We start from the raw sequence: 25,773 nt of genomic DNA, 5'->3' as shown, positions 1-25,773 counted from the left end.
CTCCAGAGAATTATATGACATTACACAATATATTATTATGCTGGTGAGTTAAGGGTTTTGAATACCAGGGATTTGAAATCATTAAGTGCTGCCATAAAGTTCACCGCCGCATCGTATGGCGAGTTGTGAATACTGAAATATGAATGCACATCGCCGTCACCAAGCCATTTTGTACTCATGTAGTAATAATGGTCGGATGTAAGCATATGTTTCCATATCCTGAGCAGTTCCGGGTCATTTGTTTTCCTGACATAAGGTTCAAGTAATTTCATTTCCTCAAAACAGCGGCGTTGCATATCATTACCAAGCCAGGCACTGGTATCTCTTTCAATATCAGCCCATGATACCGTGGAAAAGTCTCCTACATCTATCTCTCCCACAGGTTTGTACGCGTCAATGGTTTCTGAAGGCGTGAGGAATCGCATGCCTCTGTCCCTGACTTCACCAGGAAGTGCCCTGAGGAATTCAAATATTCCGGTATCTTCCCACTGGTGTTCACCGAATGTTTCGTAATCCATGAAAATGTTGAGTGTTTCTCCATGGTTCCGGGAAGCCCAGTCTGCCCATTTACTTGCTGTTAACGGATATTCTTCCCACCACTGTGATGAGAAACGATAACCAATATCGTCACTGAGTTTATAGTTACGCATGAGAATTGCAATATCTGAATGCCTTGCCCTGTAGACATAGTCTGGTGACCTTCCGTGGAGTATGGTTTCAATACCTTCTGTCAGAATGGCATCGTATCCGAGTTTTTCAGCAAAGTGTGCAACACTGTTGTTATAAAGCATCTCGGTATTCCTGAATACCCGTGGTGTCACTCCAAGAAGATCTGATATGAGGTCACGGTGCTCTTTAACCTCATCCATGAATTCATCCTTTGATTCAAAAAGTGATGCAAGGGAATGGTAACATGTCTCATCAAGAAATTCAATGCAGTCTGTATCAGCAAGATCCCTGAATGTATCAAGTACATCTTCTCCCCATTCTATGCATTGTTCGAGAAGGGTTCCGGTGACGGACATGCTTGCCCTGAAATATCCGTCAGTGTTGTCAACAAGTTCCAGCAGTGTCCTGTTTGCAGGAATATAGCATTTTCCTGCGACCTTGTGAAAAATCTCTTTATTGACAGTCTCGTCAAAATATCTATCAAATCCCTGCTTGTGATCAGGCCAGAACCATCTCAGCCTGTATGGCTGGTGAACTTCAAAGAAAGGGCATATGGAGTTCATTTTGCTGCCTCCTTTTTCCAGGCTGATTTATTCTGCGTGGCTTCAGTTGCTTCTGTTATAATTATTGCCCGCTCTATATCGGAAAGTATGGACAGATCATTCACTGCACGTTCATACCCAAGCCTTCTCTCCTCGGAATTCATTTCCTGGAATATTTCGCTTTGCTGCAGGTATCTGAAAATTTTTGTAAGCTTCTCTCGTTTGTAATCGTCATCCAGTTTTTCCAGCATCTCGCCTATATCTACCAGTTCATGCATGAAGAGATGCTGTGCATGATTTCCAAGCAGGTTATGCATTCCATAGCGTGCCGTCATTTTTGATTCAAGTGACGGAAGCTCCTGTCTTTTGAAAAGCTCCACAGCTTCCTCAGCCAATAACATTTTCACGCCATGTTTTTTCAGGCAAAGAGGCAGCTCATGCAGGAAATCGAGTATTCCTTCATTGTTCTGGAGATGAGTGTTGATTGCATCGTATTTAATGTAAAGAGTAATAACTTCGCCTTTCATACTTGCAATCCATGATGCAAATTTATCAGCTATCAACGGGTATCCCGGCCATGCCCTGTCTGAGAATTTGATTTCAAGATCCTCACTGAGGTTTATGTGTCTTAAAAGTGTAGGAACTTCATTATCGTAGACATGCATGGGGTCATATCCATTCATTATGTTGTGTGAACCTTCGGAAATAAAACACTTAAATCCCATTTCTTTAAGTGTTTTCATTATCTTTTTATCAAACAAAAGTTCGGTATTAACAAAGGTTTCGGGCTCGTTCCCAAAAACATCCCTGATAGTTTTCACATCCATTTCAACCTGCTTTTTGAATTCGTCAAGAGTTGGGAACAGGCATGATATGGAGTGATAATAAGGTGAAGCTGCAAATGAGACATTTTTGCTCCCAAGTTTTTTGAATCCATCTATTATCTCAGGCTTCAACTTGCATTGCTCAAGAAAAACACCAGAAACATCAAGGGTGTATTTGCCCCCGTTATCTATGGATTTGGACAGTGCTTCATTCAGTGTTTCAATATTTGAAGCAAATTTTGTGAAGTTATGAAACGCTTTTTCCATATCAAAGTATTTTTCGATATGTACATCTCCATAGCCTTCTTTTGGCCAGTACCAGCGAAGAGGTAATGGCAGATGTACCTCAAAACAAATACATACTGCTTTCATGCTTATCAATCTCCATTCCTGAGTCATTATATGTGTTTTTTTGAACACAGCTGCTATTCATCTTTCTGGTCTCCAGTTCACTGGCAAACCATACAGTTCTCTGTGGGAATGCGATTTCTATGCCATTATCCTCAAGTGTCTTCTTGATAACCCAGAGAAGTTTCATTTTCATATCATACCAGTGAGTTGCAGGTGCCCATATCCTGACAATTATGTTGACTGCATTGTCTCCAAGTGTGTCAACAAAGACACTTGGCCCGGGATTTACCAATGCGAATGGTTCCATTTCAATAATATCCTTGATGATTTTTATGGCTTCATCGGCATCATCACTATATCTGATTCCCACTATGTATTCGAATCTTCTTGTAAGGTTTGCAACATAGTTTGTTATGCTGGTGGTGAAAACCGTTTCATTTGGAAGGCGAATATAAAGCCCGTCATAGGTACGTATTATAGTAGAGATTATTTTTATGTCTTCAACATAACCCAGCTTGTTGTCTATATTTACCTGGTCACCTATTTTGATAGGTCTTTCTATCATAAGGAAAACACCGGAAATAAAATTCCCAACGATGCTCTGGCTGGCAAAACCAATAACGATACCAACTACTCCTCCTGCAACAAGAAGACCTGATGTATCAATATTCAGTAGTGGGAAAATTACCCCTACAATGGAAAGGACTATGGCTCCGTAATAGATGGATTTGATAAGAATATTGAGATGTTCCTTGTCCATCTTGTCTTTAAGTGACCTCTGCAGGTATATTGTTATACCCTTTGCTATGACTATGGTAAAGAATAGAATAACTATTACAGTTACTACCTGCAGCACTGGATCTGAAAGTACCGGCATATATGAAGATACAGTATCTACAGCGCTGCTATTATTCATTAATACCAAACTCCATAATTCCCTTTGTGCTTGTCATTGCAAGTTTGCGTGCAGTGTAAAGTTCCATGGAACGCTTGAATCTTGAAGTTGTAGGCTGTGTGCTGAAATCCGTTTCAGCAAGCAGTTTGTTTATTATTTTCATACTGGCTTTCATGCCAAGTCTTTTGTCTCCGTAATAGAGTTTCATACCATAGGCATTGAATACTGCTTTTGAAATTTCGATATGGTAACTTGAATCATTGAGCACATCAAGTTCAATAAATCCTTCATAGAGTATGTCAGTCTCAGGTTCCTCTGTAAAAACATCACTTTCCCAGTGCCTGCATATTATTCCGTTTGTGTGACTTCCGTAAAGTGTGTATTTTATTTTTGTGAATGTTAAGATATCAATGACTTCATAGTTCCCGGGCTTATCAGCTACAAAAACCCCGATTTCAACGGGAAATTTCAGATAGATCTTTTTTCTGTCACCCGCACGAATAATTGCCGGTTTTTTAAAATCAATAAGAAGAGATGATGTTATCTTTTCAGGAAGGTTTACTGGTTCAATAGGATTTATGAGGATATCTGTGTAATTATTGAGGAGGAGCAATTCCTTTTCAACATTTCCATCAAGGATACGTTTGTAGATAAGCTCATCTCCCTGCTTCTCAACTATTATCTCAGTACCTTCGACTTCTCTTGTGAATGGTGGGTGATATAACTCAAACATCTTGGATCTTTACTCGTTTTATTACTCTTTTAATCAAAGCCAGTTCTTCCTGCGGAAATATGCATACATGGAAATGAATATTAATATATTGATAACCCACACAGCCGGATATCCCCATTTCCATCCCAGTTCAGGCATGTAGCTGAAATTCATTCCGTACATTCCGGCAAGGAATGTAAGAGGGATAAATATGGTTGCAATGATGGTGAGTGTTTTCATTACCTCGTTCATTTTGTTGCTGACACTGGATAAATAAACATCCAGAATTCCTGAAAGTATGTCCCTGTATGTTTCAATGGCGTCTGCAACCTGTATTGTGTGGTCATAAACATCCTTGAGGAATACGAATGTCGAATCTTTTATGAGATCTGATTCTGATCGGTCCAGTCCGTTGATAACTTCCCTGAGGGGCCAGACTGATTTGCGCAGGTATATCATTTCCTTTTTCAGGTTGTGTATATTCTGAAGGGTTTCCGGTTCAGGATTATCAACCAGTTCTTCCTCCAGATCCTCAATAATCTCCCCGAATTTTTCAATGATAATAAAGTAATTGTCAACAATGGAGTCAAGCAGTGCATACGCAAGATAATCGGATCCCATCTGCCTTATTCTGCCTTTTGAATTTCGTATTCTCTCCCTGACAAAGTTAAAAGTATCTCCTTCAAGTTCCTGGAACGACAGGACGAAATTCTCTCCCAGAATTATACTTACCTGCTCTGCTTTAACATCAGTTTCTTCACCATCTCCAATCCAGAGCATTTTCAGGACAATATAAATGTAGGAATCGTAATCCTCCATTTTCGGACGCTGAGTTGTGTGTACAATATCTTCCATTACAAGAGGGTGGAGTCCGAAATGTTGTCCCAGTTTTTCAATTATGTCAACCTGGTGGATTCCGTCTATATTTATCCACGTAACAGTAGGATGATCTTTAAATGGGAAACATTCTTCAACATTTTCAACTACGCGTTCCTGATAGTTCTCTTTATCATAGTCGATGATGCTTATTCTGGGCTTCTCGGTTCTTTCCTCTCCGATATGTATCAAAGAACCCGGTGCAAGTCCCGCCTTTTTTGAAGTCTTGTAAAACAATTTCTTCATGTTTTCACCCCACACAAATTCATTATCGTTTTACTTTAAGTATGTGTTACAATTGTTCATTGTACACATCTACTGTAGATTCTGCTATGTTATCCCAGTTGTACCTTGTTCCGATGAGTTTCTGCCCTTCTTTTCCAAGTTCATCGTCTGCATAATTGTTGAATACGTGATTTATTCCCCACGCAATTGATCCAGAATTCTGGTAAACTATGACTCCGTCCCTGAAATTATCAATAAGGGATATAGCATCAGTTGCAACTATATTTTTTCCCGCATCCCATGCCTCAAGAAGGATTATTCCAAAAGGCTCATTGCGGCTTGGTACGCATACCAGGTTACAGGCGTTCATCCACTTTTTCTTCACGGATTCATCAACATAACCAAGAAACCGGCAACTGTCCATAACGTTCAATTCATGCGCAAGTCTTTCGCATTCCGGTCGCATTTCACCTTCACCAATTATAACAAATTTCGCGTCCCATCTGTTTGCCAGCACCGCAGGGATAGTCTGAACGAAAAGATCCGGACCTTTCTGGTAATTCATCCTTCCAACAAAAAGGACAACAGGTGCATACGGATGTATTCCATATTCTTCCTTTAGTTTTCCAGGGTCTACATCCATCTTTATTTTCTCACCCTGTATCCCATTGGGTATTATGGCAATTTTATAGTCCGGAATCTGGTAAAGGTACTGGATTTCTTCTTTTAGCTTTGTAGACGTAGCTATCACTTTTGCAGATTCATAGCCGCCTCTCCATTCCCGGTGGCTGATTTCCATGGCTTCCCACCAATTGCCATGTTTGTTACCGTTCCTGCCCCATTCGGTACTATGGTATGTCATAATAAACGGAATTCCTGATTCCTCTTTCAGTCTGCATACAAGGTTTACGGGATGCCAGTCATGTACATGTGTGAGATCAAATTTTCCAAATTTTCCGGTAGCTTCGGTAAAAGCACTGTACATTGAATCACACATACTGTCCATCTGCTGGACAATACCACCATCAAGGGCGTGGTACACCCTGTGGTAATGCACTCCCTTTATCACTTCGTAAGGCAGCATGTCCTTGTTGCGTGTAAAAATGTGAATGTCATGTCCTTGAAGTGCCAGGGCTTCTGAAAGCTCGGTAACATGGGGAGCCAGCCCTCCGACAGTTATGGAATTCAGGCTTTCCCATGAGAACATGGCTATTCTTAATTTATTTTCCATCAGATCCCTTCTTAATGCAGACTCCTTATTCCGGATTCAGCAAATGCTCTACAGCTATTTCCGGCGGGATAGTATTAATGTATATGTCCGTATTCTTTTCAAAACCCGCTGCAATTGAAGTGATTGGTGCTATCCTGACATTGAAATGATAGCTAAGATCATGCTCTATCTGGAAGAACATGTAATTGTATGCCAGCTCCGGTATTGTCCTGTCAAGCAATTTGACAGCAGTCCGTATGCAGTCTCCCAGGGACATGAGCATCTCGTCAGTGAAAGCAGAGATATGATTCACATGCTTCTTTGGAAGCATCCACATTTCATACTGGTTTTTGGAACAATATGGGGCAATTAGAATAAAATCATCATTCTCATAAACCTGTCTTTCTTTTCCCTGCTCTTTCTCAATAATACGGCAATAAGGGCAACTATTCATCTCAGAAATTGCCTTTTTCTCTTTAACAAGGGATGGCGGCATAAGAGGAACTGCAATTAGCTGTGAATGAGTGTGTTCCAAGGAAGCACCTGCTTTTTTCCCCCAGTTCTTAAAGAGTGATACATATTCAACACCTTCCTGTGACTGATAATGAACAACCCTGTCCCTGTAGGCTTTCATAAGAAGCAGTATTTCTTCGTCAGAAAAAAGGTCTATTTTATTTTCATGGGATGGACTTTCTATTATTACTTCGTGATATCCATATCCTTTTTTAACTTCAAATCCTGAGGATTCAACTTCCGGGGCATCAGGAGATAATGCCGGATAGAGGTTTGGTATACACCTGACCTGCCAGTTTGTAACCAGTTCTTCATCGGTGTCCTTCAGTATTTCTCCGTCTTTGTAAGCAGCCTGTGCTGGAGGTGTCTTATCTTCATGGCCGCCGCAAAATACACAACTGCCTGCTTTCATATCCTCGCCACAGGCTTTCGGTGCGGATGGCCTTTTGGCCCTTCCGGTTGCTATTATGCAGTACTCATCAAGGAAATAGTGTTTACGTATTTCGGACATGTCTCACTCCATTCTTGTTCCGGTTAAAAGCTCATAATACGTCTTTATTGGTTCTTCCCAGTTCATGTCCTTTGCAAGGAGATTTGCTTCCTGGCAAAGAAGGTTGTACTTTACTTTATCATCTGTAAATGTGTCAATGAAATAATCCATTGCAAGAGCGTAATCTGCAATTGATTCCCGGTACGGGATATTGATGTTGTCAACAACGATTACTCCTCCCATTCCCATGACAAGTCTTTTTAAGGTCTTGAGAGCATCACTGAATCCGCATATCTTACTTACGATACTAGGGGTTGCTTCTTTTCCTGCTTCAAGTCCTGTAAGAAGGAAAGGTTCGTATTTTGACGGGAAAACACCGGCAATACATCCTGCCATGAGTTCATCAGATCTCATGTTAAGTCCGCCGTCATGATCAGATATCCACTGGGGATACAGGACAGCTGAGACGTGCCTGCTGCCATCTGTCAGTCTTGAACATTCCAGACCCCTGGCTTTGATCATCTGCTGGAGGCGTATTTCTTCACCCACAAGCGCTTCTTCAGGAAGGTTAATAGGGAAATTCTCCGGTGGATTTGTTTTCGGACCGTGTGCTGCTATTATGAAGCATACCACACGGTATTTATCATCGAGATGCCCTGCATCAATCTCAACCTTGACCATCCTGTCAAGCAGGACAAGTGAATCCAGCAGGTCAGGATAACCTTTGTTCTCGATCTCAATACGCGATATTGAAAAAATAGGTATTATCTTTTCAGGTGGTATTACCTTACCATTGTATACAGCGTACAACTTATCAGAAAGGAAGTTTTGGATTCTGTCCCGGCAATCTGTTTTTTTCTCCCATTCAATATCTTCTTCCTCATCATTATCAATTCCATTGCGGACAACGATAGAATCAATTCCATAGAAGAGTTTTATTTCCTTGCGTGTTGAATCTCCAACAGCAGTGACAACATCAGCAAATCCTGATAATGATTCCAGTTTGGCAAAGTTTACCGGCACGCCACTGTCCCAGGAGCTGTCATTTTCCCTGATCTTCTGAATGGATTTGTGTCCTGAAGATCTTCCCGGAAGTGTTGCATGGTATGTTGCAACGCTTTTGACACTGATTCCAAGTTTTTTAAGCCTTGCAAGTGCATAGAATACACCAAACTCATGACAATGAAGTGAAACGTGTACTTCCGGCATAAGAGATGCAGCAAATTCGGAAATTGCCTTGTCTCCATATTCTTCGGAACTGGAGTCCTTTGATGTTACAAGTTCTTTTACAAATTCAGAGATGGCATAGGATAAATTAACATAATGACTGTATTCCATGCCGTTGCCCATATTCTCATAAGCCATAGAATCCAGGCCAATCAGATCAAATGCTTCTCCTTTGATGGCATTTGCAAGGCATGTTTCTTCTCCTTTGTATTCCACACTGAAACGGCAAAAATCATTTGTCTTGAACATCAGGTGAATTATTCTCACATCATGGACAACTTCAACACCCGGAAATACTTCAATACCTTTTGTTTTCAGGTTTTCGATAGCTTCAAAGATAGGACCTTCAGGTTCCAGTTCTTCCATATAACTCATATCTGTGATACGGTTAAGCCCTTTGTTCCAGTCCGAGCCACTATGACCATAGTAAGGTCCGGCAACAATTATTGTAGGAGCCGGTTTTTCTTCAATGACTCCTTTTGATATCAGACTTGCAAGACTCTTTGCTTCGGCATCAATAACATTCCAGATGCCGCCCATCTTATTGGACTTTGGACCTGCTTCTTCTCCTGCGATAATTATACATTTGCTTTCCAGCATCATTCCCGTCTCCCTTAATTATCTTATGTTCTAAATAGAGTTTCGATTATATATGAAAATAACTGAAAATCTATGATTGTTAACTGTCCTTTTATTTTTAGAAGTTAACAATTATATATTATTATTCATACTATTATATTTATAGTATATACTGAAGCAATTCCTTGGATACTTAAATTATCTCCATAATCATCACAGTTATTCAATATCAAATTCAGATAGAATTAGATATTCTGGCAGGAAAGATGGTCATACGGAATAACAATAATACTCTCCCTGATACACATCAGAAAAATGATGAAGGTTACAGGTCATTATTTGACAATAACCATGCAGTAATGGTGCTGTTTGATCCCGAAACTGCAAACATAGTTGACGCAAACAATGCAGCTTGCAGTTTTTACGGATGGAAGCATGATGAATTGGTTACGAAAAAAATATTCGATATAGCCATGCTACCCGAGCAGGAAATTATTTCTTCAATTGAAATGGCCGTAAACGAGGAACAAAACAGATTTGTTTCTAAAGATAAACTTGCAAATGGTGATGTTCGGGATGTAGAAATCTATGCAATACCAGTTAATATCGGAGGAAAAAACCTTTTATGTGCAATCGTCAATGATGTAACTGAGGATATTAAAGTACACGAAGAGCTGACAAGAAGCCAGATTAAATATCGTTTGCTTGCAGACACAACTTTTGAAGGCATAGTAATTCATGATAATGGAATTACACTGGATGCCAATAGTGCAGTTTCACGTGTAACAGGATATGGATTAGATGAAGTTATTGGTCAGAATATCCTGAAACTTTTGATTCATCCTGATGACCTGAATATAGTTTTTGTGAACATAGCTAATGATAATACTAAGCCTTATGAAGTCCGTGCCATAAAAAAAGACGGAACTGTTTTTCCAATTGAAATCGAAGCACACAGTATAATGCATAATGGCAAGCAGATTCGTGTGGCTGCAGTTCGTGATATTACCGAACGTAAACTCACTGAAGCAAAACTGGAAAATGAACGTATTCTGCTTAAAGGTCTTCTGGATTCCATTCCTGATATGATCTTCTTTAAAAACACCGAAGGAGAATATCTGGGATGCAATCCTGAATTTTCGAAGTTTACAGGCAAAGACAGGGAAGAAATTATCGGGCTAACTTCGTATGACATATTCAGCAAGGAAAAAGCTGATATTTTCACTAAAAATGATGAATTGGCTATCAGGGAAGGAAAAGTAAGATCCGATAAGCTGTGGGAAAAATATCCTGATGGTACAGATATTCTGCTTGATCTGATTAAAGCTCCTCTTATTGATCATTCAGGAAAGATAATCGGTATTGTTGGTGTTGGACATGACATTACTGATAACTGGAAGGCTGAGCAGACTATCAAAGAGATAAATTATCTGAATCAGTCGACCCTTGATTCACTTGATGCAAATGTCTGTGTCCTTGATGAAAAAGGTATCATTATTAAAACAAATTCATCCTGGAAGAAATTTGCCGGCATCAATGAAGAGCTGAGTAATAAATTCAGCGAAGGAAAAAATATTCTTCATTCACTCAGGGAATCCAATGAAGTATTCTATGGTGGTACCCTGGATTTCGCCAACGGTATTGAATGTGTGATGCAGGGATATGAGGATTATTTTGAAGTCGAGTTCCTCTGTCCTTTTGTAGATTATGAACAGTGGTTTGTAACAAAAGTCCGTCCATTTGCCAGCATAGAAGTTTTTCCACGCAAAGTCGTAATTTCCCGCCTGGATATAACGGATATCAAAATTGCAGAGAAGAAATTAAAGGAATACAACGAAAAGCTGAAACTTAAGAACAAGGAACTTGATGAGGCTTTAATGATTGCGGAAGAAGCCACAAGGGCAAAAAGTGAGTTCCTGGCCAATATGTCTCATGAGATCCGCACACCAATGAATGGTGTAATCGGAATGACGACGCTCCTCCTCAGTACTGATCTGGATGAAGAGCAGAAACATTATGTTGATACTGTTCAGAAAAGCGGTGATGCCCTGCTTGAGCTTATCAACGATATTCTTGATATTTCAAAGATAGAAGCAAGAAAATTTGAAATTGAGGAGCTGCCGATTGAGCTGAATGATGTTCTTGAGGAAGTTGCTTCACTTTTAGCTGTTAAAGCTCATGACAAAAACCTTGAATTCATATGTGCAGCTGATCCGGATGTTCCTGGCAATATAATTGCAGATCCGGTCAGATTAAAGCAGATTCTTATAAATCTTGGTGGAAATGCCATTAAGTTTACGCATGAAGGGGAAGTTGTAATCAATGTTTCTCTTGTATCAGAGAATGATTCGCAAACAACATTACTTTTCTCTGTAAAAGATACAGGAATTGGTATTCCTGAAGATAAAAAAGATGTTCTTTTTACAAAATTCAGTCAGGTAGATGCTTCCACTACCAGAAATTACGGTGGCACAGGTCTTGGACTTGCCATTTCAAAAGAGCTTGTTGAAATGATGAACGGGACAATCGGAGTGAACAGTGAACCGGAGAAAGGTTCGCAATTCTGGTTTAAAATCTCATTCACCAAACATTCAAAAGTAAAGACCAGGCCAAAGAACTGCAACAGCATGAAAAACAGCCGTGTTCTTGTTGTTGATGATAATGCTACAAATCGTGAGTATCTTGTAAAATTACTGGGATCATGGGGAATGATTGCAGAGGAAGCAGCAGATGGGCCGGAAGCACTTCTTGTATTATTAAAATCCAGTCAGAATGATATGCCTTTCCATCTGGTATTGCTGGACATGAATATGCCTGAAATGGATGGTCTGTCTCTTGGGAAAATAATCAAGTCTGAAGAGAAACTTCGTGACATTTCGCTGGTAATACTTAGTTCCCTGGGAAAACCTGAAGAATCATGGGCGGAACTTAAAGAGACTTTTGATGCATATATTACAAAACCTGTGAAGGCTTCTGAACTTTATAATAAATTGTGTGCAATCTATGGTGATGGTTATGAGTTGCAGGAGTCAATCTCATCTAATATGGATTCTTCATCTTCATCCGGAAAATTGCCTGACATTAACGCCAGCATACTTCTTGTAGAGGACAATGTGGTAAACCAGCATGTTGCGCAAAGTATGTTACAAAAACTCGGACTGGATGTGGAAATTGCAGATAATGGTATGGAAGCCATTGAAGCTCTCAAAAAGAAAAAATATGATCTTATATTCATGGATGTCCAGATGCCTGTAATGGACGGCCCGGAAGCAACAAGAAACATAAGAAAGATGCAGGGAGCCAGTGGAAAACATACCACTATTATTGCCATGACTGCTCATGCAATGAAGGATGACCGTCAGCGTTGCCTGAAAGCAGGTATGGATGACTATATATCAAAACCAATTAAGATCCAGTCACTTATTGATACCCTTGATTACTGGCTCATAAAAAAACATCCGGAATTACAACAGGATGGTTCTTTATCTGTAAAGCCGGAAAATTCAGAACTTATTTTTGATGATAAATTACTTCTGGAAAACACAATGGACGATATTCAACTAGCAAGAAAAGTAATCTCTATTTTTATGAATAATGCAAACAGGCAATTAGAATCTCTGAAAACTGCCATTCTTACCGGGAATGATGACATTGAAAATCTTGCTCACACATTTAAAGGTGCCAGTGCAAGTGTAGGCGGGATGTCGCTCAGCAATTTTGTTGCAGATATAGAAGCTGAAGCCAAATCCGGTAATGGTTCAGGCATGCAGGATATGATTCCTGAACTTGAAAGGCGATACGAAACTCTGGTGGAAGAATTGAAAAAACTGTGAGTTAAATCAGTTAACTGAAACTTCCTTTTAATTAAAATTATCAGAAAAGCTTTTTATTAACCTTGAAACCATTATTTAACAATACTTTTGAAACTGCATTAGCGGAATAAAACATGAATGAACTAATTATATGGTTTTTGATATTTTTATGTCTGATTCAGTCCGGTGTTTTTTCCGGTCTGACCATTGGAATGTTTGGGCTCAGTCGTCTTCGTCTTGAAATAGAAGCAGAGGCGAAAAATGAGAACGCCAGAAAAGTCCTTGCCCTGAGGCACAATTCCCACCTGTTACTTTCAACGCTTTTGTGGGGTAACGTGGGAATAAACGTACTTCTGGCACTGCTCACAAATTCAGTACTAACAGGAGCTTCAGCTTTTGCTTTCTCCACTGTCTTTATTACACTGTTTGGTGAAATAGCTCCGCAAGCATATTTTACAAGAAACTCTCTGCGTCTGGGTGCTAAACTTTCGCCCCTTGTGAAATTTTATACACTATTGTTGTATCCAGTTGCAAAACCATCTGCAATGCTACTTGATATGTGGCTTGGAAAAGAGAAACTGGAATACTTCAAGGAACGCTCCCTTGGAATAATGCTTAAAAAACACATCGTCTCTGAAAGCAGTGATATCGATCACCTTGAAGGTCTTGGAGCTCTGAATTTCCTGTCAATTGATGACCTTTACATAAAACAGGAAGGTTCTGTTGTAGATCCTTTGAGTATCATATCCATGCCTACTTTTAACGGCCTTGTGGTTTTTCCTGCAAGGGAAAGCCAGGAATTTGAGACTCTTCTTGGACAGATGGCTTCCAGTTCTAAAAAGTGGACTATAATTCTGGATGAGACAGGTGAACCTGTAATGGCAGTGGATTCGGGATCATTTCTCAGGGATGCTATTTACAAAAAGGATAATTTCAATCCCTACAAATACTGTCATCATCCAATAGTTGTCCGCAACCCGGAAGAAAAACTGGGAAGCGTGCTCCATCGACTTACAGTTTATCCTGTAAATGCAGAGGATGACGTCATTGATGACGATCTTATACTTTACTGGAACAGGGATGACCCTGAAAAGATGATAATAACCGGTTCTGATATACTGGGAAGACTTCTCAGGGGTATTGTGGTAAGGGTCGAGTGAACTGCTGTAATGTAAGAATGTATATAGGCAGAAGATATAATATTATTTCAGGAAGGATAGTATCAAATAAATGAATAACTGACATTCATATGGATTTGTTTTGCAGAAGGGTGGTTAAGTGGCAGTGATACAGGATATTTTAGATAATGTTGATCTCTGGGTGAGTGCCGGAATAAATGTCCTGATAGTACTCTTCATCCTTTTGCTTATCAATGTATTTTTCACAATTCTCAGAACGAATCTGATGAAAAAAGCAAAGACCAAAAAACAACGTTCCAATATCAGGATATTTGGTCAGCTTTCAAGATATACCCTGTCACTTCTTGTTATCATATTGGCCATTCTTTCATCTTCAGGTGCCTGGTCCAGTTTTGGTGTGTTCCTTGGGTTGCTTTCAGCAGCCATCGGTTTTGCACTCCAGCAGCCGATTACAGGTATTGCTGCCTGGATAATGGTGGTTACAAAAAGACCTTTTGATATTGGTGACAGGATTATTATAGGCGACGTAAAAGGAGATGTCGTTGACTTCAACCTGACACATGTGCATGTAATGGAGATCGGGGGTCTGATAACCGATGAAGAAAATTCCGGCAGGACTATTATGGTTCCTAACTGGATGTTATTTGAGAAAAACATCATCAACTATACTTCAAATAACGATTTTGTGTTGCACAGTGTTATCGTGAATGTTACCTATGAAAGCAACCTTGACCGTGCAATAGAGATAGCAGATCTTTCTGCAAGAAAATTCCTTGCAGGAACTATCAGTACCAGTCCGGGAGCCCCGAAAGTCAGGGTTGATTTCCAGGCAAGTGGTATTGATGTCCAGGTAAAGTATTTTTCACCTGCAAGGCAATTGCACGAATATTCCTCAAAGATTACAAAAGAGATCTTTGACAGGATAAATGACGCTGAAGATGTTGAAATAGCCTATCCTCATACAGAGGTTGTCTTCAGGAAAAAGGCAATGTAGGTATAACCATAAGTTTGCCCATTATTTTACTTTAAGTTCAAACTGCAAATTTGGATTTACATACAATTATCCTGCAAATTACCATCTGAAGAACCGGTTCACAAATGCCGAATCTTTTCTGATGCCATATTTCCTTAGCTCATCCACTGTAAGCAAGAGTATTGCAAATGGCACTGCAATAAGCACATATTTCATTGAGATTGCAGCGGTGTTGAATACCAGGTTTACAAGTGGGTTGAATATGATGAATGCTAGTATGGCAAGTTCACTTGCAATTCCCACAAGCACCATTTTGTTACTGAAGAATCCTTTTGTTAGTACGGACTGTCTTCTTGTCCGTGATGTGAACACGTTTGCTATCTGGCAGATGATAACTGCTGCAAAGAAAGCAGTGATTGCCTGCATGTAAAGAGTGTCTGTAAACGGCAGGCTTTGTCCCCATGTCCATCCACCGTCAAAGAGTACGGCAAAGTAACATGCAAATCCTGCTGCGGCTTCTATGGGACCCTTGATGCCGTAGGAAGTTAGCAATACCTGTGGCGTCAGGAGCTTTTCATCACTTGAACGTGGCGGACGTTTCATTATGTCTCCTTCTCCCTTCTCAACGGCAAGCGACAGGGCAGGAAGAATATCCGTACCCAGGTCTATGGCAAGAATCAGCTGTACATTCATTGGCAGCGGGAGTGCCAGCAAAACAAATGCGATAAACGGTAAAATTTCAGGAACATTACTTGTAAGGATGTAAGCAATGAACTTCTTGATGTTGTCAAAGACAGTCCTGCCTTCTTCAATTGCGTTGACTATGGTTGCAAAGTTGTCATCAAGCAAAACCATGTCTGCTGCTTCTCTTGCAACATCAGTTCCGCTTCCCATGGCAACTCCCATATCAGCATTCTTCATGGCAGGTGCATCATTTACACCGTCTCCGGTCATTGTGACTATCTCTCCGGCTTCCTGGAAAGCCTGCACTATTTTGAGTTTCTGCACAGGGGAAGTTCGGGCAAATACAATGCTTGGTGCTTTTAATCTATGTGATAGTTCATCTGTTGAAAGCTCTTCCAGTTCCGCACCTGTTATAAGAACGGGATCTTCATGGTCACTGGTAAGTCCAACAGTTGCAGCAATGGAGCGGGCAGTTACAGGATGGTCTCCCGTTATCATAACTACTTTGATGCCTGCAAGATGACATTTCTTTATAGCTTCCGTGGCTTCAGGTCTTGGAGGATCAACAGCACCTGCAAATCCGAGGAAGACAAATCCGTCTTCGTATTCTTTAACACTGTCAGCTTTCCTGTATGCAAATGAAAGAACTCTTTCTCCCCTCTTTGCCATCTCAAGATGTTCAGCCGCAAGTTCCTTTTTCTCATTCTCGTCAAATGTTTCTTCTTTTCCATTAACAAGAACATGACTGCACATATCGAGAATTACTTCGGGAGCACCTTTCATGTAGGCTTCCATAGTTCCTTCAGGTGTCTTGCAGACAACCTGCATCCTCTGCTTTTTGGAATCGAATGGATATTCAGCTGCTCTTGGGTAATCATCTTTTAATTTATCAATATCAGTGAATTCACTTGAATAGACCAGCAGTGAACCTTCGGTAGGGTCTCCTTTGTATCCCGGTTTTTCATCAGTAAGTCTTGAATTATTACATATGGTAGCAACCCTTAGAAGCATTTCAGGCGGCTTCTCTTTGTTCTGCACATCAAGCATTCCTGAGCCTGTGTAAACAGAATGGATTGCCATTTTGTTCTGGGTAAGCGTACCTGTCTTATCAGTACATATTACCGTAGTGGAACCCAGAGTTTCAACGGATTCAAGTTGTTTGATAAGGGCATTTCTCTTTGCCATTCTTTTTGAAGCAAGACTCAGCGCTAATGTGACCGTTGGAAGCAGTCCTTCAGGTACGTTTGCAACAATGATGCCTATGGCAAAGATGAGGTTTGCAAGGAAAGTATCCTGTATCAGGAATCCAACAATAAAGAAGGATATTCCAAGGAAAATAGCAATTGCTGAAATAATCTTGATAAAATCATTAAGCTCTTTGCGTATGGGTGTGTCAACGGAAGCAGTTTGTTCGGTCAAAGCTGCAAGTTTACCTATCTGGGTATCAGAGCCTGTACCGAATATGATAGCTTTTCCATTTCCTGTCTGAACAAGGGTTCCTGAGAAAACCATGTTTCTGCATTCAAGTATATTCGGATGGGTGCAGTCCAGTGATCGGAGTTGTGGTTCAGCTTCTCCTGTTATTGGTGAGTTGTCAACTTTCAGGGAATTCTCTTCTATAAGCCTTCCGTCAGCCGGTACTTTATCTCCTTCTTCAAGGAATATTATGTCACCAACAACAAGGTCTGTGGCAACTATTTCAGTAATTTCTCCATCCCTTAACACCTTTGTTTTCGGAGGTATCAGGTTCTTGAAGCTAGCCATTATCCTTTCGGCCTGATATTCCTGGACAAATGTGAAGGTACCGTTCAGGATTACTACTCCAAGCAGTGCTATGGCAATGAAAATATTGCCCTGTCCCGGGTCAAGCCATTCGGCTATGAATGATAAAATTGAACCAAATAATAGTAGAAGTGAAAAGAAATTCTTGTATTGTTTGAAGTACCTGACTAAGATACTTTGTTTTCCCGTTTCTTCAAAAACGTTCTTTCCGCAAAGCTCGATTCTGTGGTTTGCTTCTTCTGTAGACAAACCTCCAGTTGTCGTATTAAGTCTCTTCAGAATTTCTTCTAAGGACACTCTGTGCTCATCGCCACTGGATTTACACTGGATTTTATTATCGCTAGTCAATCCTATCCCACACTCTTTTATTATTATGGGATTATGCAATAAAATGATTGTGATTGTTAATCTGGTATTGCAGATGGATTACTGGAATGACATGTAAATATTCCAGATGCCTATAGCTACAAAATTCACAGCCATAGCTGCCAGCAAAAGTCCCATCAGCCTTGTAAAAACAAGCATTCCGGTATAACCAAGGAGTTTGTATATTCTTCTTGAGAAATGGAAGAATATCCATGTGATTGCAAAAGTAAGTATGATAGAGATCATAACGATTGCATTCTGGAATATTGAAAGTGCACTTCCCATGAGGACGATTATGGTCGTTATTGTTCCCGGCCCGGTTAAAAGCGGAAGTGCTATAGGGAATATCCAGACATCACTGCGGTCCATTGATTTGTCTATTTCTTTTTCCGTAATACTTTCACGGGAAACTTTTGCCAGTATCATATCAAATGCTACGACGAAAAGGAGTATTCCACCGGCAACTCTAAGTGAGTCAATGCTGACTCCAAAGAAGTTGAGTATCATTTTTCCTGTTACTGCAAAAAACAGAGCAATTGTACAGGCAAGGATAACTGATTTTGTGGCAAGTATGTTTTTTTCTTCCAGTGTTATATCACTGGTCAATGAAACAAATGTGATGACACCGCCTACAGGACTGACTATTGCAAATAAAGTACTGAATGAATAAATGAGGAATGCAATGTTGTCCATTTCTGTTAGTTCTCCTGTACGTCTAAACTCCTTTTCCCAGATTTATAAGATTTATGGTGTCATAGATTACATAGTTTATATTTTCATAAAGTGCGTAACTCTATTGTTAACCTACAATTTTCTCTGTTTTTTGGATAAACGAAGTTTCATTTATATGCTGGTTTACAATATATGTATCTATTTTGTTACACAATTGTAAAATATGCATGGGGTATTTATATTTTCTCGATACATATATATACTAGTTTCCAGAAAAATATAATTTGTCAGAGAATACCTACTCTGGCGTATTTACGGATGTGGGTCATTTGAAATCCATCTAACTACCTCCTTCAAACTTACCACATCCACTTCCATAGTTGCCCTGGCTTGCCAGGGTCACTTCCTTTTATGGCTCCTATCTTAGTGAATATATTTTTAGTGAATATGGACGTTTACAATAAGTGGTTTACATTTGTGGTTTGCAGTTTGTAAAATGGGACATAAATATGGAAAAAAGTCCATTATGAACTGAAAAAAGAGTATACAAAAAAATCATCCATATTTTTGAGTAATGATTTATTCATCAGTTTTGATTGGGAGCCTAAATGAGAATGTACTACCTTTTCCTGCTTCACTCTCAACCCAGATCCTTCCACCATGCAGTTCAATGAGTTCTTTTACAAGTGCAAGTCCAAGGCCTGTGCCTTCAAACCTTCTGGAAATAGAAGTATCAATCTGGCTAAACGGCTTGAAAAGTTTGTTCTGATCTTCCGGTGAAATACCTATGCCTGTATCAGTAATGGACATAATAACATTTTCATCATCGTTACTGAGATTTATATATACATTTCCACCATTATCTGTGAACTTGATAGCGTTTCCAAGGATATTATACATTATCTGTTTTATTTTGGATTTATCAGCAGAAATGAGCGGCATATCGTCCGGCATATCAATATCAACAGCTATGTTCTTGCGGGATGCAAGGCTTTCAGTCATCGTTACAATTTCACTGACAGACTTTCTGATGTCTACTATTTCCGGGTATAGTTCCATTTTTCCTGCTTCTATCTTGGATATGTCAAGAATATCATTTATCAGGTTAAGCAGATGCCGTCCACTCTGGGAAATATGCTGTAAATAATGTTCCTGTTTATCTTCAAGGTTTCCTGCCAGTCCATCCAGAATAATGTCTGAAAATCCAATTATGGAATTGAGAGGTGTACGAAGTTCATGACTCATAGTGGCCAGGAAGTCACTCTTTGAACGACTTGCAGTTTCAGCCTCTATTTTTGCCTGCATCATCTCTTCTTCCGCTTTAATCCTTTCTGTGATATCCCTGCCAACCGCTTGAATGATATTTCCCTGCGCTTCTATCAGTGAACCATTGACATCAAGGTGGATTATACTTCCATCTGATCTAAACATTCGTGTTTCATTACGCCAGCTTTTATTTTCTTTTATTTTTCCTATTGCTAAGGTAGTTTTTTCGATATCTTCCGGAAAAATAAGGTCTATAATATTGATTTTTATCAATTCTTCTTTTGAGTATCCAAACATTTCACAGGTTTTATCATTTACATCAATAACTTTTCCACTCATATCATGAATAAGAACAGCATCATTAGATTTCTCAAAAAGTGCTCTGTATTTCATCTCGCTTCGGATGATTTCCTCTTCGGCCTTTTTGCGTTCACTAATATCCCGGACGATGCCCTGTGCAAGATCATCTTCTCCCTCTATTATCTTTGCATTGACTTCTGCATCAAATATTTCCCCATTAGCTTTCTGGTATTGAGTATATAGGGACGCACTTCCCGTTTCTTTGAAATTTTCCATGCCTGCAGGTCCAAAATTTATATGGTCTGGTGCCAAAAGTTCAACTACATTTTTAGTTTTAAATTGATCTCTGGTATAGCCGAATATCTCACAGGCCTTCTCGTTTACATCAACTATTGTACCATCAATATGATTCAGGAAAATTGCATCATTTGACTGTTCAAAAAGTGCCCTGTATTTTTCTTCATTGCGTTTTAATTTTTCAACTGCTTTTTTCCGTGCAGTAATATCCCTGATAACTAATTGGGATACATCTTCCTGTCCTTTCAGTACTTTAGCACTGACCTCCACATCCAGTACATTTTTCTTGAAGGTAACTGCTTTAAAGGTAAATTTGTTAAGTTCACCCTTGCGGAACAATTTGAGATATTCAAGGGCTTTATCTTTCATTTCAGGCGGAACCAGATCAATAACGTTTATACCATAAAGATCTTCTTCAGTACACTCAAAAACCTCAAGAGCTTTACTATTAAGTTCCTGAATAATACCGCCATATCTCAATAGTAATATTGCCTCATTTGATTGCTCGAAAAGTGCCCTGTATTTTTCTTCATTTCGTTTTATTTCCTCTTTACTTTTCTTGCGTTCTGTGATGTTCTCTGCAAAGAGTACTATACCACCAATTTGTCCCTCTGCAGTTTTCCAGGGTCTTGCTTCCCAGTGTATCCAGTGTCCGCCACTGTTTGGTGGTTTAAAAAAGTCTTCCTCACGGACAATGATTTCTCCTTGTAGGGCACGTTGGTGTAATTCTTTGATTTCATCCTCCATTTCAGGAATCACATCATAATGACACTTGCCAATTATGTCTTTTTCAAGCCCCAGGTCACTAAGCCAGCGATTGCTTACAGAAATATATCTCATGTTTTTATCGAACATTGCCAGTGAAGCGGGTGCATGTTCAATGAAAAGTCTCATAAGTTCTTCATTTTCAATCAGTTTGTTTTCAGCTTCTTTAAGCTCGGTAATGTCCTGGAGTGTACCATATAATTTAACAACTTTATTTTCCTCAATTACAGGTTTTCCGATGCTCCTGATCCACTTTTGTTTCCCACTTTCAGAGATAAATTCAAGTTCGATGTCATATGGCTCATATTTATTAATTGCATCTTCCATGGCGCTTTTGAGTTTTTCCCTGTATTTTGGAGGATAACGATTCATAGCTTTTTCCAGGGAATCTACCTGATCAGTTTCATGTATTGTAAATAGTTCACTTGTCCACGTGGCTTTATTGGATTTCAGATCTAATTCCCATCCTCCAATTTTCCCCATTCTACTGACTTCACTCAGAAGATTACTACTTGCTATCAATTTGTTTTCAGTATTCTTACGAACGGTTATGTCCTGGTATGACCCGGTTATCTTTACAACTTTTCCGTCTCTTAATGTTGGTAAACAGCTTGTCCTGACCCACTTATGGGTTCCATTTGGGGTAATTAATTCCAGTTCCAGATCGTATGGTTTAGCTTCATTTATGGCATCATTAAACGCCTTTTCAATTACTTTTCTTGAATCAGGAGTGTAATATTTAAGTGATTCTTGAACACTGACATGCGATCTGGGTTCAATTTCATGGATTTTGTATATTTCAGATGTCCAGTTACCAATATTTGTTTTAACATCATATTCCCATCCGCCGATTTTTCCGATTCTGCTAACTTCACTTAAAAGTGCTTCACTTTCTTTGAGTTTAAGTTCAGCTTCTTTTCTATCAGTAATATCCTGAAGAGTACCCTGTAGCTTCACAGTTCTGCCATCTTCTATCACAGGGTATCCAATTGTCCTGACCCACTTGCGGGTTCCATTTGGAGTAAATAATTCAACTTCATGATCATAAGATTCATGTTTTTCAATAGCTTCATTGATTGCCTTTTTCAATATTTTTCTGGATTCCGGTGCAAATCTTTTCAATCCATTTTCAATGCCACCAACATTATCATCTTCATATATTTCCAAAATCTCATCAGTTAAGGTCGCTTTTCCTGATTCGATGTCAATTATCCACCCACCAATTTTTCCAAGACGGCTTACTTCACTTAAAAGTTCTTGATTTTTACGCAATTTCTCTTCTGCCAGTTTACGCTCTGAAATATTAGAAGTAGTTCCTGAAAGCAGATAATTTCCATTTTCAAGGGGTTGTGCAGATCCAAGCGAATTCATCCATATGATGCTTCCATCATTGGACACCATTCTGTAATCTATAGAAATCGGGATATCCGGATTCATGAAGGCTTTTTTTATACCTTCCTGTACTCTGGGTAAATCATCTTTGTGAATATGTTCAAAATAACTATTCCAATCATCTCCAATGCTTCCGCTTTCAAATCCGGCCAGAGTTGCAAGAGATTGGGATATATATGAATTGATTGAATTTCCTTCTGAATCAAACGTGGCTTTCCATATGACTGTATCCAGGGAATAGATTATATCCTCATAGTCTTTTTCTTTTTCATACAGAAGTTCTTCAGTTTTCTTCCTTTCCAGAATGTTAATTAGCATATCTCCTGCAATTTTGAGAAGATAAAGTTCCTTTTCTTTCCAGACATGTGCTTTACTTTTCGAATCCATTCCCAAAAAACCTTTAAAAATGCCATATCGGGAAAGGGGGATCAATGCAAGAGCCTTTATTCCAAGACCCCGGAATGTATGTTGTAAAAGGTCCTGTTCTTTTGGAATATCATCAATATCTGAGACACTAATTATCTCTAAGTTGCGCAGTTTATCGGGTACTAACTTTTTCGCATCTATTTTATCATGGAGTGGTATTTTAGATATTATTCCGTCAATATACCATTCGTGTGTTTTTACAATCTGGTCTGCCTCATCAAGAGCGATGAACAAAACAACACGTTCCGCACCTATGAATATTCCAATGTCTTTAAGCGTCCTGTTGATATTTTTGTCAATATCCTCAAAATTGCTGGTTACCAACCGATTCGATATCTTTGAGATAAGTTCATCCTTACGTCTGTCATACTCTATCTCGGATGACGTATCTTTTTCAGTTGTAAGGTCTTCAATTATTGCATGGCATCCATTAACATTTCCATTAGCATCTTTTCGTGGAAATGCCCTGAAACTTAAGAACAGTTCTTTATTCCACTTTGACCTGTAAGTTGTCTCTATAGAAGTGTTCCTGCCTGTTCTGATTGCTTCTTCTACAATTGCAGATATTCCTGATTCCGCAAGAGGCGGGAAGTTTAGAATATTAATTTTCATTGTAGCTTTAGCTGAAGGCGATCCAAGTATTTCTAAAAGAAAATCATTTACAGAAGTAATATTACCTTTCGTATCACACGAAAGTATTCCAAGGGGCAATTCATCAACAAGGTTCTTGAAGTCTTCATTACTACAATTGGGGATTGAGGAATTATTAGTGCCCTTATCATTGCTGTCTGTCATTTTTCATAAAACGGTGTCTTTAAGTCAGTCTTTTTTGAGAGCTTTCACTTTCTATTTGTATAAGTCAGTATTTATATTTTGTTGAACAATATTCGATTTTGCACAGGACTGTCTTAATATTAATCGTGTGACAATCAAGTTCTTATGCATGGAATCCATAATAAATAATGGAGTGCGGGCAGATTTGTTCTTTTTGATTCTGTCCTTTAGTTCATACTCTCAGAGAATGCACTTCTTAAAGGTGATGTATATGGATGAGAAAAAAGACATGAAAAAGCATCTTGAAGATCAGTTCAAGGATATGAAAGACTATATTTCCAGAAACATTAAGGATCTGGAACTGGAAAAGGAATTTGATAAACAGGCAAAAGAGATTAATGAATATCTTGACAGCAGCATGAAGAAATTAAAAGCAAGTGTAGGGGAGAAGCACATGTCAGATGGAGAAACTATCAATATGCCTCTTATAGGCGACAGCGCACCGTCATTTACAGCTGTGACAACAGCAGGTGAAATACATTTCCCGAAAGACTACAAGGGTAAGTGGGTTATACTTTTCAGTCACCCTGCTGACTTTACTCCTGTCTGCACTACAGAATTCATGACATTTTCCAGCATGCAGGGTGAATTCAGTGAACTGAACGCTGAACTTCTGGGTCTTTCAATTGACAGTATCTATGCGCATATTGCATGGCTGCGTACCATCAAGGAAAAAATCGAATACAAGGGTATGAAAGATATGGAAATCAATTTCCCTGTAATTGCCGACCTTAAGATGGAAGTCGCAAAGAAATTCGGCATGGTACAGCCAAATGCATCTGATACCCAGGCTGTCAGGGCTGTATTTATGATTGATCCGAAAGCAAAGATCAGAGCAATTGTTTACTATCCATTATCCAACGGAAGAAACATGGATGAGATCAAAAGACTATTGCTTGCAATGCAGAAATCTGATGCAGAGGGAGTTGCTACACCTGCCAACTGGCAGCCAGGAGACGATGTGATAATACCACCACCGGGATCCTGTGGAACTGCAAAGGAAAGAGTTGAATCAAAAGAAGAAGGCAAGTATTGTCTTGACTGGTTCATGTGCTTTAAGAAACAATCCTGATATAAATGTAGAGGACTCAATGAGTCCTTTTTTATTATTTATATTCAAGCTGAAGGCCGCAACCAACTTCTTTCAGGTTACAAACTCCGGCTAGTGCTATTTTTGAGTTCAGGTCTGTACAATGGCATGCATGGACTTCCTTTGCGTTAAGATTGCGGAAATAGTCAACGGTTCCTTTCATCTTTTTTTCAGGTGGAGTCTGCAAATGGAAACCTCCGATGACATCAATTACTCTGTTGTCACTGCAGACTTTTTTTGCATATTCTATCATGTTGCAGATTCCTGAATGAGAACACCCTGTTACAATAACAAGACCTTGTTGCGTTTTTATTGCAAGTGCCGTGTCGTCAAGAAGTTCATCATCACTTTCTTTTCCATCGATTATTATCTTGCTTTCAGGCGAGTCATTCTCAAAGTCAAATTTCCGTGGAATCTGTCCAAGGAAAACAACATTCTCAGTAATCCATAGTGGCTCGCTGCTTACTCTTAATTTAAATATTCTTGCAATCTTTTCCTCAGAAACAAGTGTCCCGATTTCCTGAACTCCAGAATATGTTCTGCTATTGAATACTAAAGGATGTGCAATCAGGTCCGGCTCCAGATGTTCCAGGCCTTCTATCTGCGCTTCGGTGTAAAGTTTGATAAGAGGATCAAGTCCCCATGTGTGATCCAGATGTGCATGTGACAGTACAATATGGTCGATATCCAGAAGATCGATATTCATTTTTCGTGCATTTAGGATAAATGCATCTGAATAGCCTGTGTCAAAGAGAATCTTTTTCCTGTCAGCTTCAATTAAATAGGAAACTCCCGGTTCGCCCAGTAAGTAACGGTCAATCAGGGTGTTGTTATCTATGAGTACGGTTAGTTTCATAGACTA

General features: G+C 39.4%; 16 protein-coding genes. 4 read left to right on the top strand and 12 right to left on the bottom strand.

All coding sequences use genetic code 11. The features are described from left to right. Positions 1-35: 35 nt before the first annotated feature. The 8 genes from V7O61_RS09755 to V7O61_RS09720 are packed head-to-tail and all read right to left on the bottom strand — an operon-like array spanning position 36 to position 9,134. Positions 36-1,232, bottom strand: a complete 1,197-nt coding sequence (locus tag V7O61_RS09755) for a glycoside hydrolase family 57 protein (RefSeq protein WP_407281948.1) — start codon at positions 1,230-1,232, stop codon at positions 36-38. Beyond that, the gene (locus V7O61_RS09750; protein ID WP_407281949.1) at positions 1,229-2,407 is read right to left on the bottom strand and encodes an alpha-amylase; all 1,179 of its coding nucleotides are present in this window, start codon (positions 2,405-2,407) and stop codon (positions 1,229-1,231) included. Before V7O61_RS09750 ends, V7O61_RS09755 begins: the two co-directional genes overlap by 4 nt. After that, positions 2,382-3,302: a mechanosensitive ion channel family protein gene (locus V7O61_RS09745; RefSeq protein WP_407281950.1), complete on the bottom strand. Its 921-nt coding sequence runs from the start codon at positions 3,300-3,302 to the stop codon at positions 2,382-2,384. The genes V7O61_RS09750 and V7O61_RS09745 overlap by 26 nt, the downstream gene beginning before the upstream one ends. Next, positions 3,295-4,014, bottom strand: a complete 720-nt coding sequence (locus V7O61_RS09740) for a DUF432 domain-containing protein (RefSeq protein ID WP_407281951.1) — start codon at positions 4,012-4,014, stop codon at positions 3,295-3,297. The genes V7O61_RS09745 and V7O61_RS09740 overlap by 8 nt, the downstream gene beginning before the upstream one ends. A gap of 33 nt (positions 4,015-4,047) precedes the next feature. Continuing rightward, the gene (gene corA, locus V7O61_RS09735; RefSeq protein ID WP_288067931.1) at positions 4,048-5,115 is read right to left on the bottom strand and encodes a magnesium/cobalt transporter CorA; all 1,068 of its coding nucleotides are present in this window, start codon (positions 5,113-5,115) and stop codon (positions 4,048-4,050) included. Between the two features lie 46 nt (positions 5,116-5,161). Beyond that, a complete protein-coding gene (locus V7O61_RS09730) occupies positions 5,162-6,325 on the bottom strand; it encodes a glycosyltransferase family 4 protein (RefSeq protein ID WP_407281952.1) in 1,164 nt (387 codons plus the stop codon). A 25-nt stretch (positions 6,326-6,350) separates the two neighbouring features. Next, positions 6,351-7,328 carry a DUF4931 domain-containing protein gene (locus tag V7O61_RS09725; protein ID WP_023846198.1) on the bottom strand — a complete coding sequence of 326 codons (978 nt, stop codon included), beginning with the start codon at positions 7,326-7,328 and terminating at the stop codon, positions 6,351-6,353. Between the two features lie 3 nt (positions 7,329-7,331). After that, on the bottom strand, positions 7,332-9,134 hold the full coding sequence (locus V7O61_RS09720; protein WP_407283409.1) for a glycosyltransferase: 1,803 nt from the start codon (positions 9,132-9,134) through the stop codon (positions 7,332-7,334). A 245-nt stretch (positions 9,135-9,379) separates the two neighbouring features. Between V7O61_RS09720 and V7O61_RS09715 the strand changes: the two genes are divergently transcribed. The 3 genes from V7O61_RS09715 to V7O61_RS09705 all read left to right on the top strand — a co-directional run bounded on the left by V7O61_RS09715 (position 9,380) and on the right by V7O61_RS09705 (position 15,058). Next, complete coding sequence (locus tag V7O61_RS09715) at positions 9,380-12,946, top strand: PAS domain S-box protein (protein ID WP_407281953.1); 3,567 nt, start codon at positions 9,380-9,382, stop codon at positions 12,944-12,946. Positions 12,947-13,059: 113 nt separating this feature from the next. Next, positions 13,060-14,085, top strand: coding sequence for a DUF21 domain-containing protein (locus V7O61_RS09710; protein ID WP_407281954.1), 1,026 nt, complete (start codon positions 13,060-13,062; stop codon positions 14,083-14,085). 118 nt (positions 14,086-14,203) lie between these two features. After that, on the top strand, positions 14,204-15,058 hold the full coding sequence (locus V7O61_RS09705; RefSeq protein WP_407281955.1) for a mechanosensitive ion channel family protein: 855 nt from the start codon (positions 14,204-14,206) through the stop codon (positions 15,056-15,058). 78 nt (positions 15,059-15,136) lie between these two features. Here the strand turns inward: V7O61_RS09705 and V7O61_RS09700 are convergent, their stop codons facing one another. The 3 genes from V7O61_RS09700 to V7O61_RS09690 all read right to left on the bottom strand — a co-directional run bounded on the left by V7O61_RS09700 (position 15,137) and on the right by V7O61_RS09690 (position 23,782). Beyond that, the gene (locus tag V7O61_RS09700; RefSeq protein ID WP_407281957.1) at positions 15,137-17,851 is read right to left on the bottom strand and encodes a cation-translocating P-type ATPase; all 2,715 of its coding nucleotides are present in this window, start codon (positions 17,849-17,851) and stop codon (positions 15,137-15,139) included. A gap of 78 nt (positions 17,852-17,929) precedes the next feature. Continuing rightward, the gene (locus V7O61_RS09695) at positions 17,930-18,562 is read right to left on the bottom strand and encodes a MarC family protein (RefSeq protein WP_023846205.1); all 633 of its coding nucleotides are present in this window, start codon (positions 18,560-18,562) and stop codon (positions 17,930-17,932) included. A 558-nt stretch (positions 18,563-19,120) separates the two neighbouring features. After that, the gene (locus tag V7O61_RS09690) at positions 19,121-23,782 is read right to left on the bottom strand and encodes a PAS domain S-box protein (RefSeq protein WP_407281958.1); all 4,662 of its coding nucleotides are present in this window, start codon (positions 23,780-23,782) and stop codon (positions 19,121-19,123) included. Positions 23,783-24,239: 457 nt separating this feature from the next. Between V7O61_RS09690 and V7O61_RS09685 the strand changes: the two genes are divergently transcribed. After that, entirely contained in the window at positions 24,240-24,893 is a 654-nt protein-coding gene (locus V7O61_RS09685; protein ID WP_211232215.1) for a peroxiredoxin, read from the top strand. Between the two features lie 34 nt (positions 24,894-24,927). Here V7O61_RS09685 and V7O61_RS09680 read toward each other — a convergent pair whose 3' ends face one another. Further along, entirely contained in the window at positions 24,928-25,767 is an 840-nt protein-coding gene (locus tag V7O61_RS09680) for an MBL fold metallo-hydrolase (RefSeq protein WP_023846208.1), read from the bottom strand. Between the last annotated feature and the right edge of the window lie 6 nt (positions 25,768-25,773).

This window comes from Methanolobus sp. WCC1 (assembly GCF_045690315.1).
GTDB classification, from domain to species: Archaea; Halobacteriota; Methanosarcinia; order Methanosarcinales; family Methanosarcinaceae; genus Methanolobus; species Methanolobus tindarius.
Note: the sequence above shows the minus strand (reverse complement) of the source record. Positions and strands in the feature narration are given on the sequence as shown.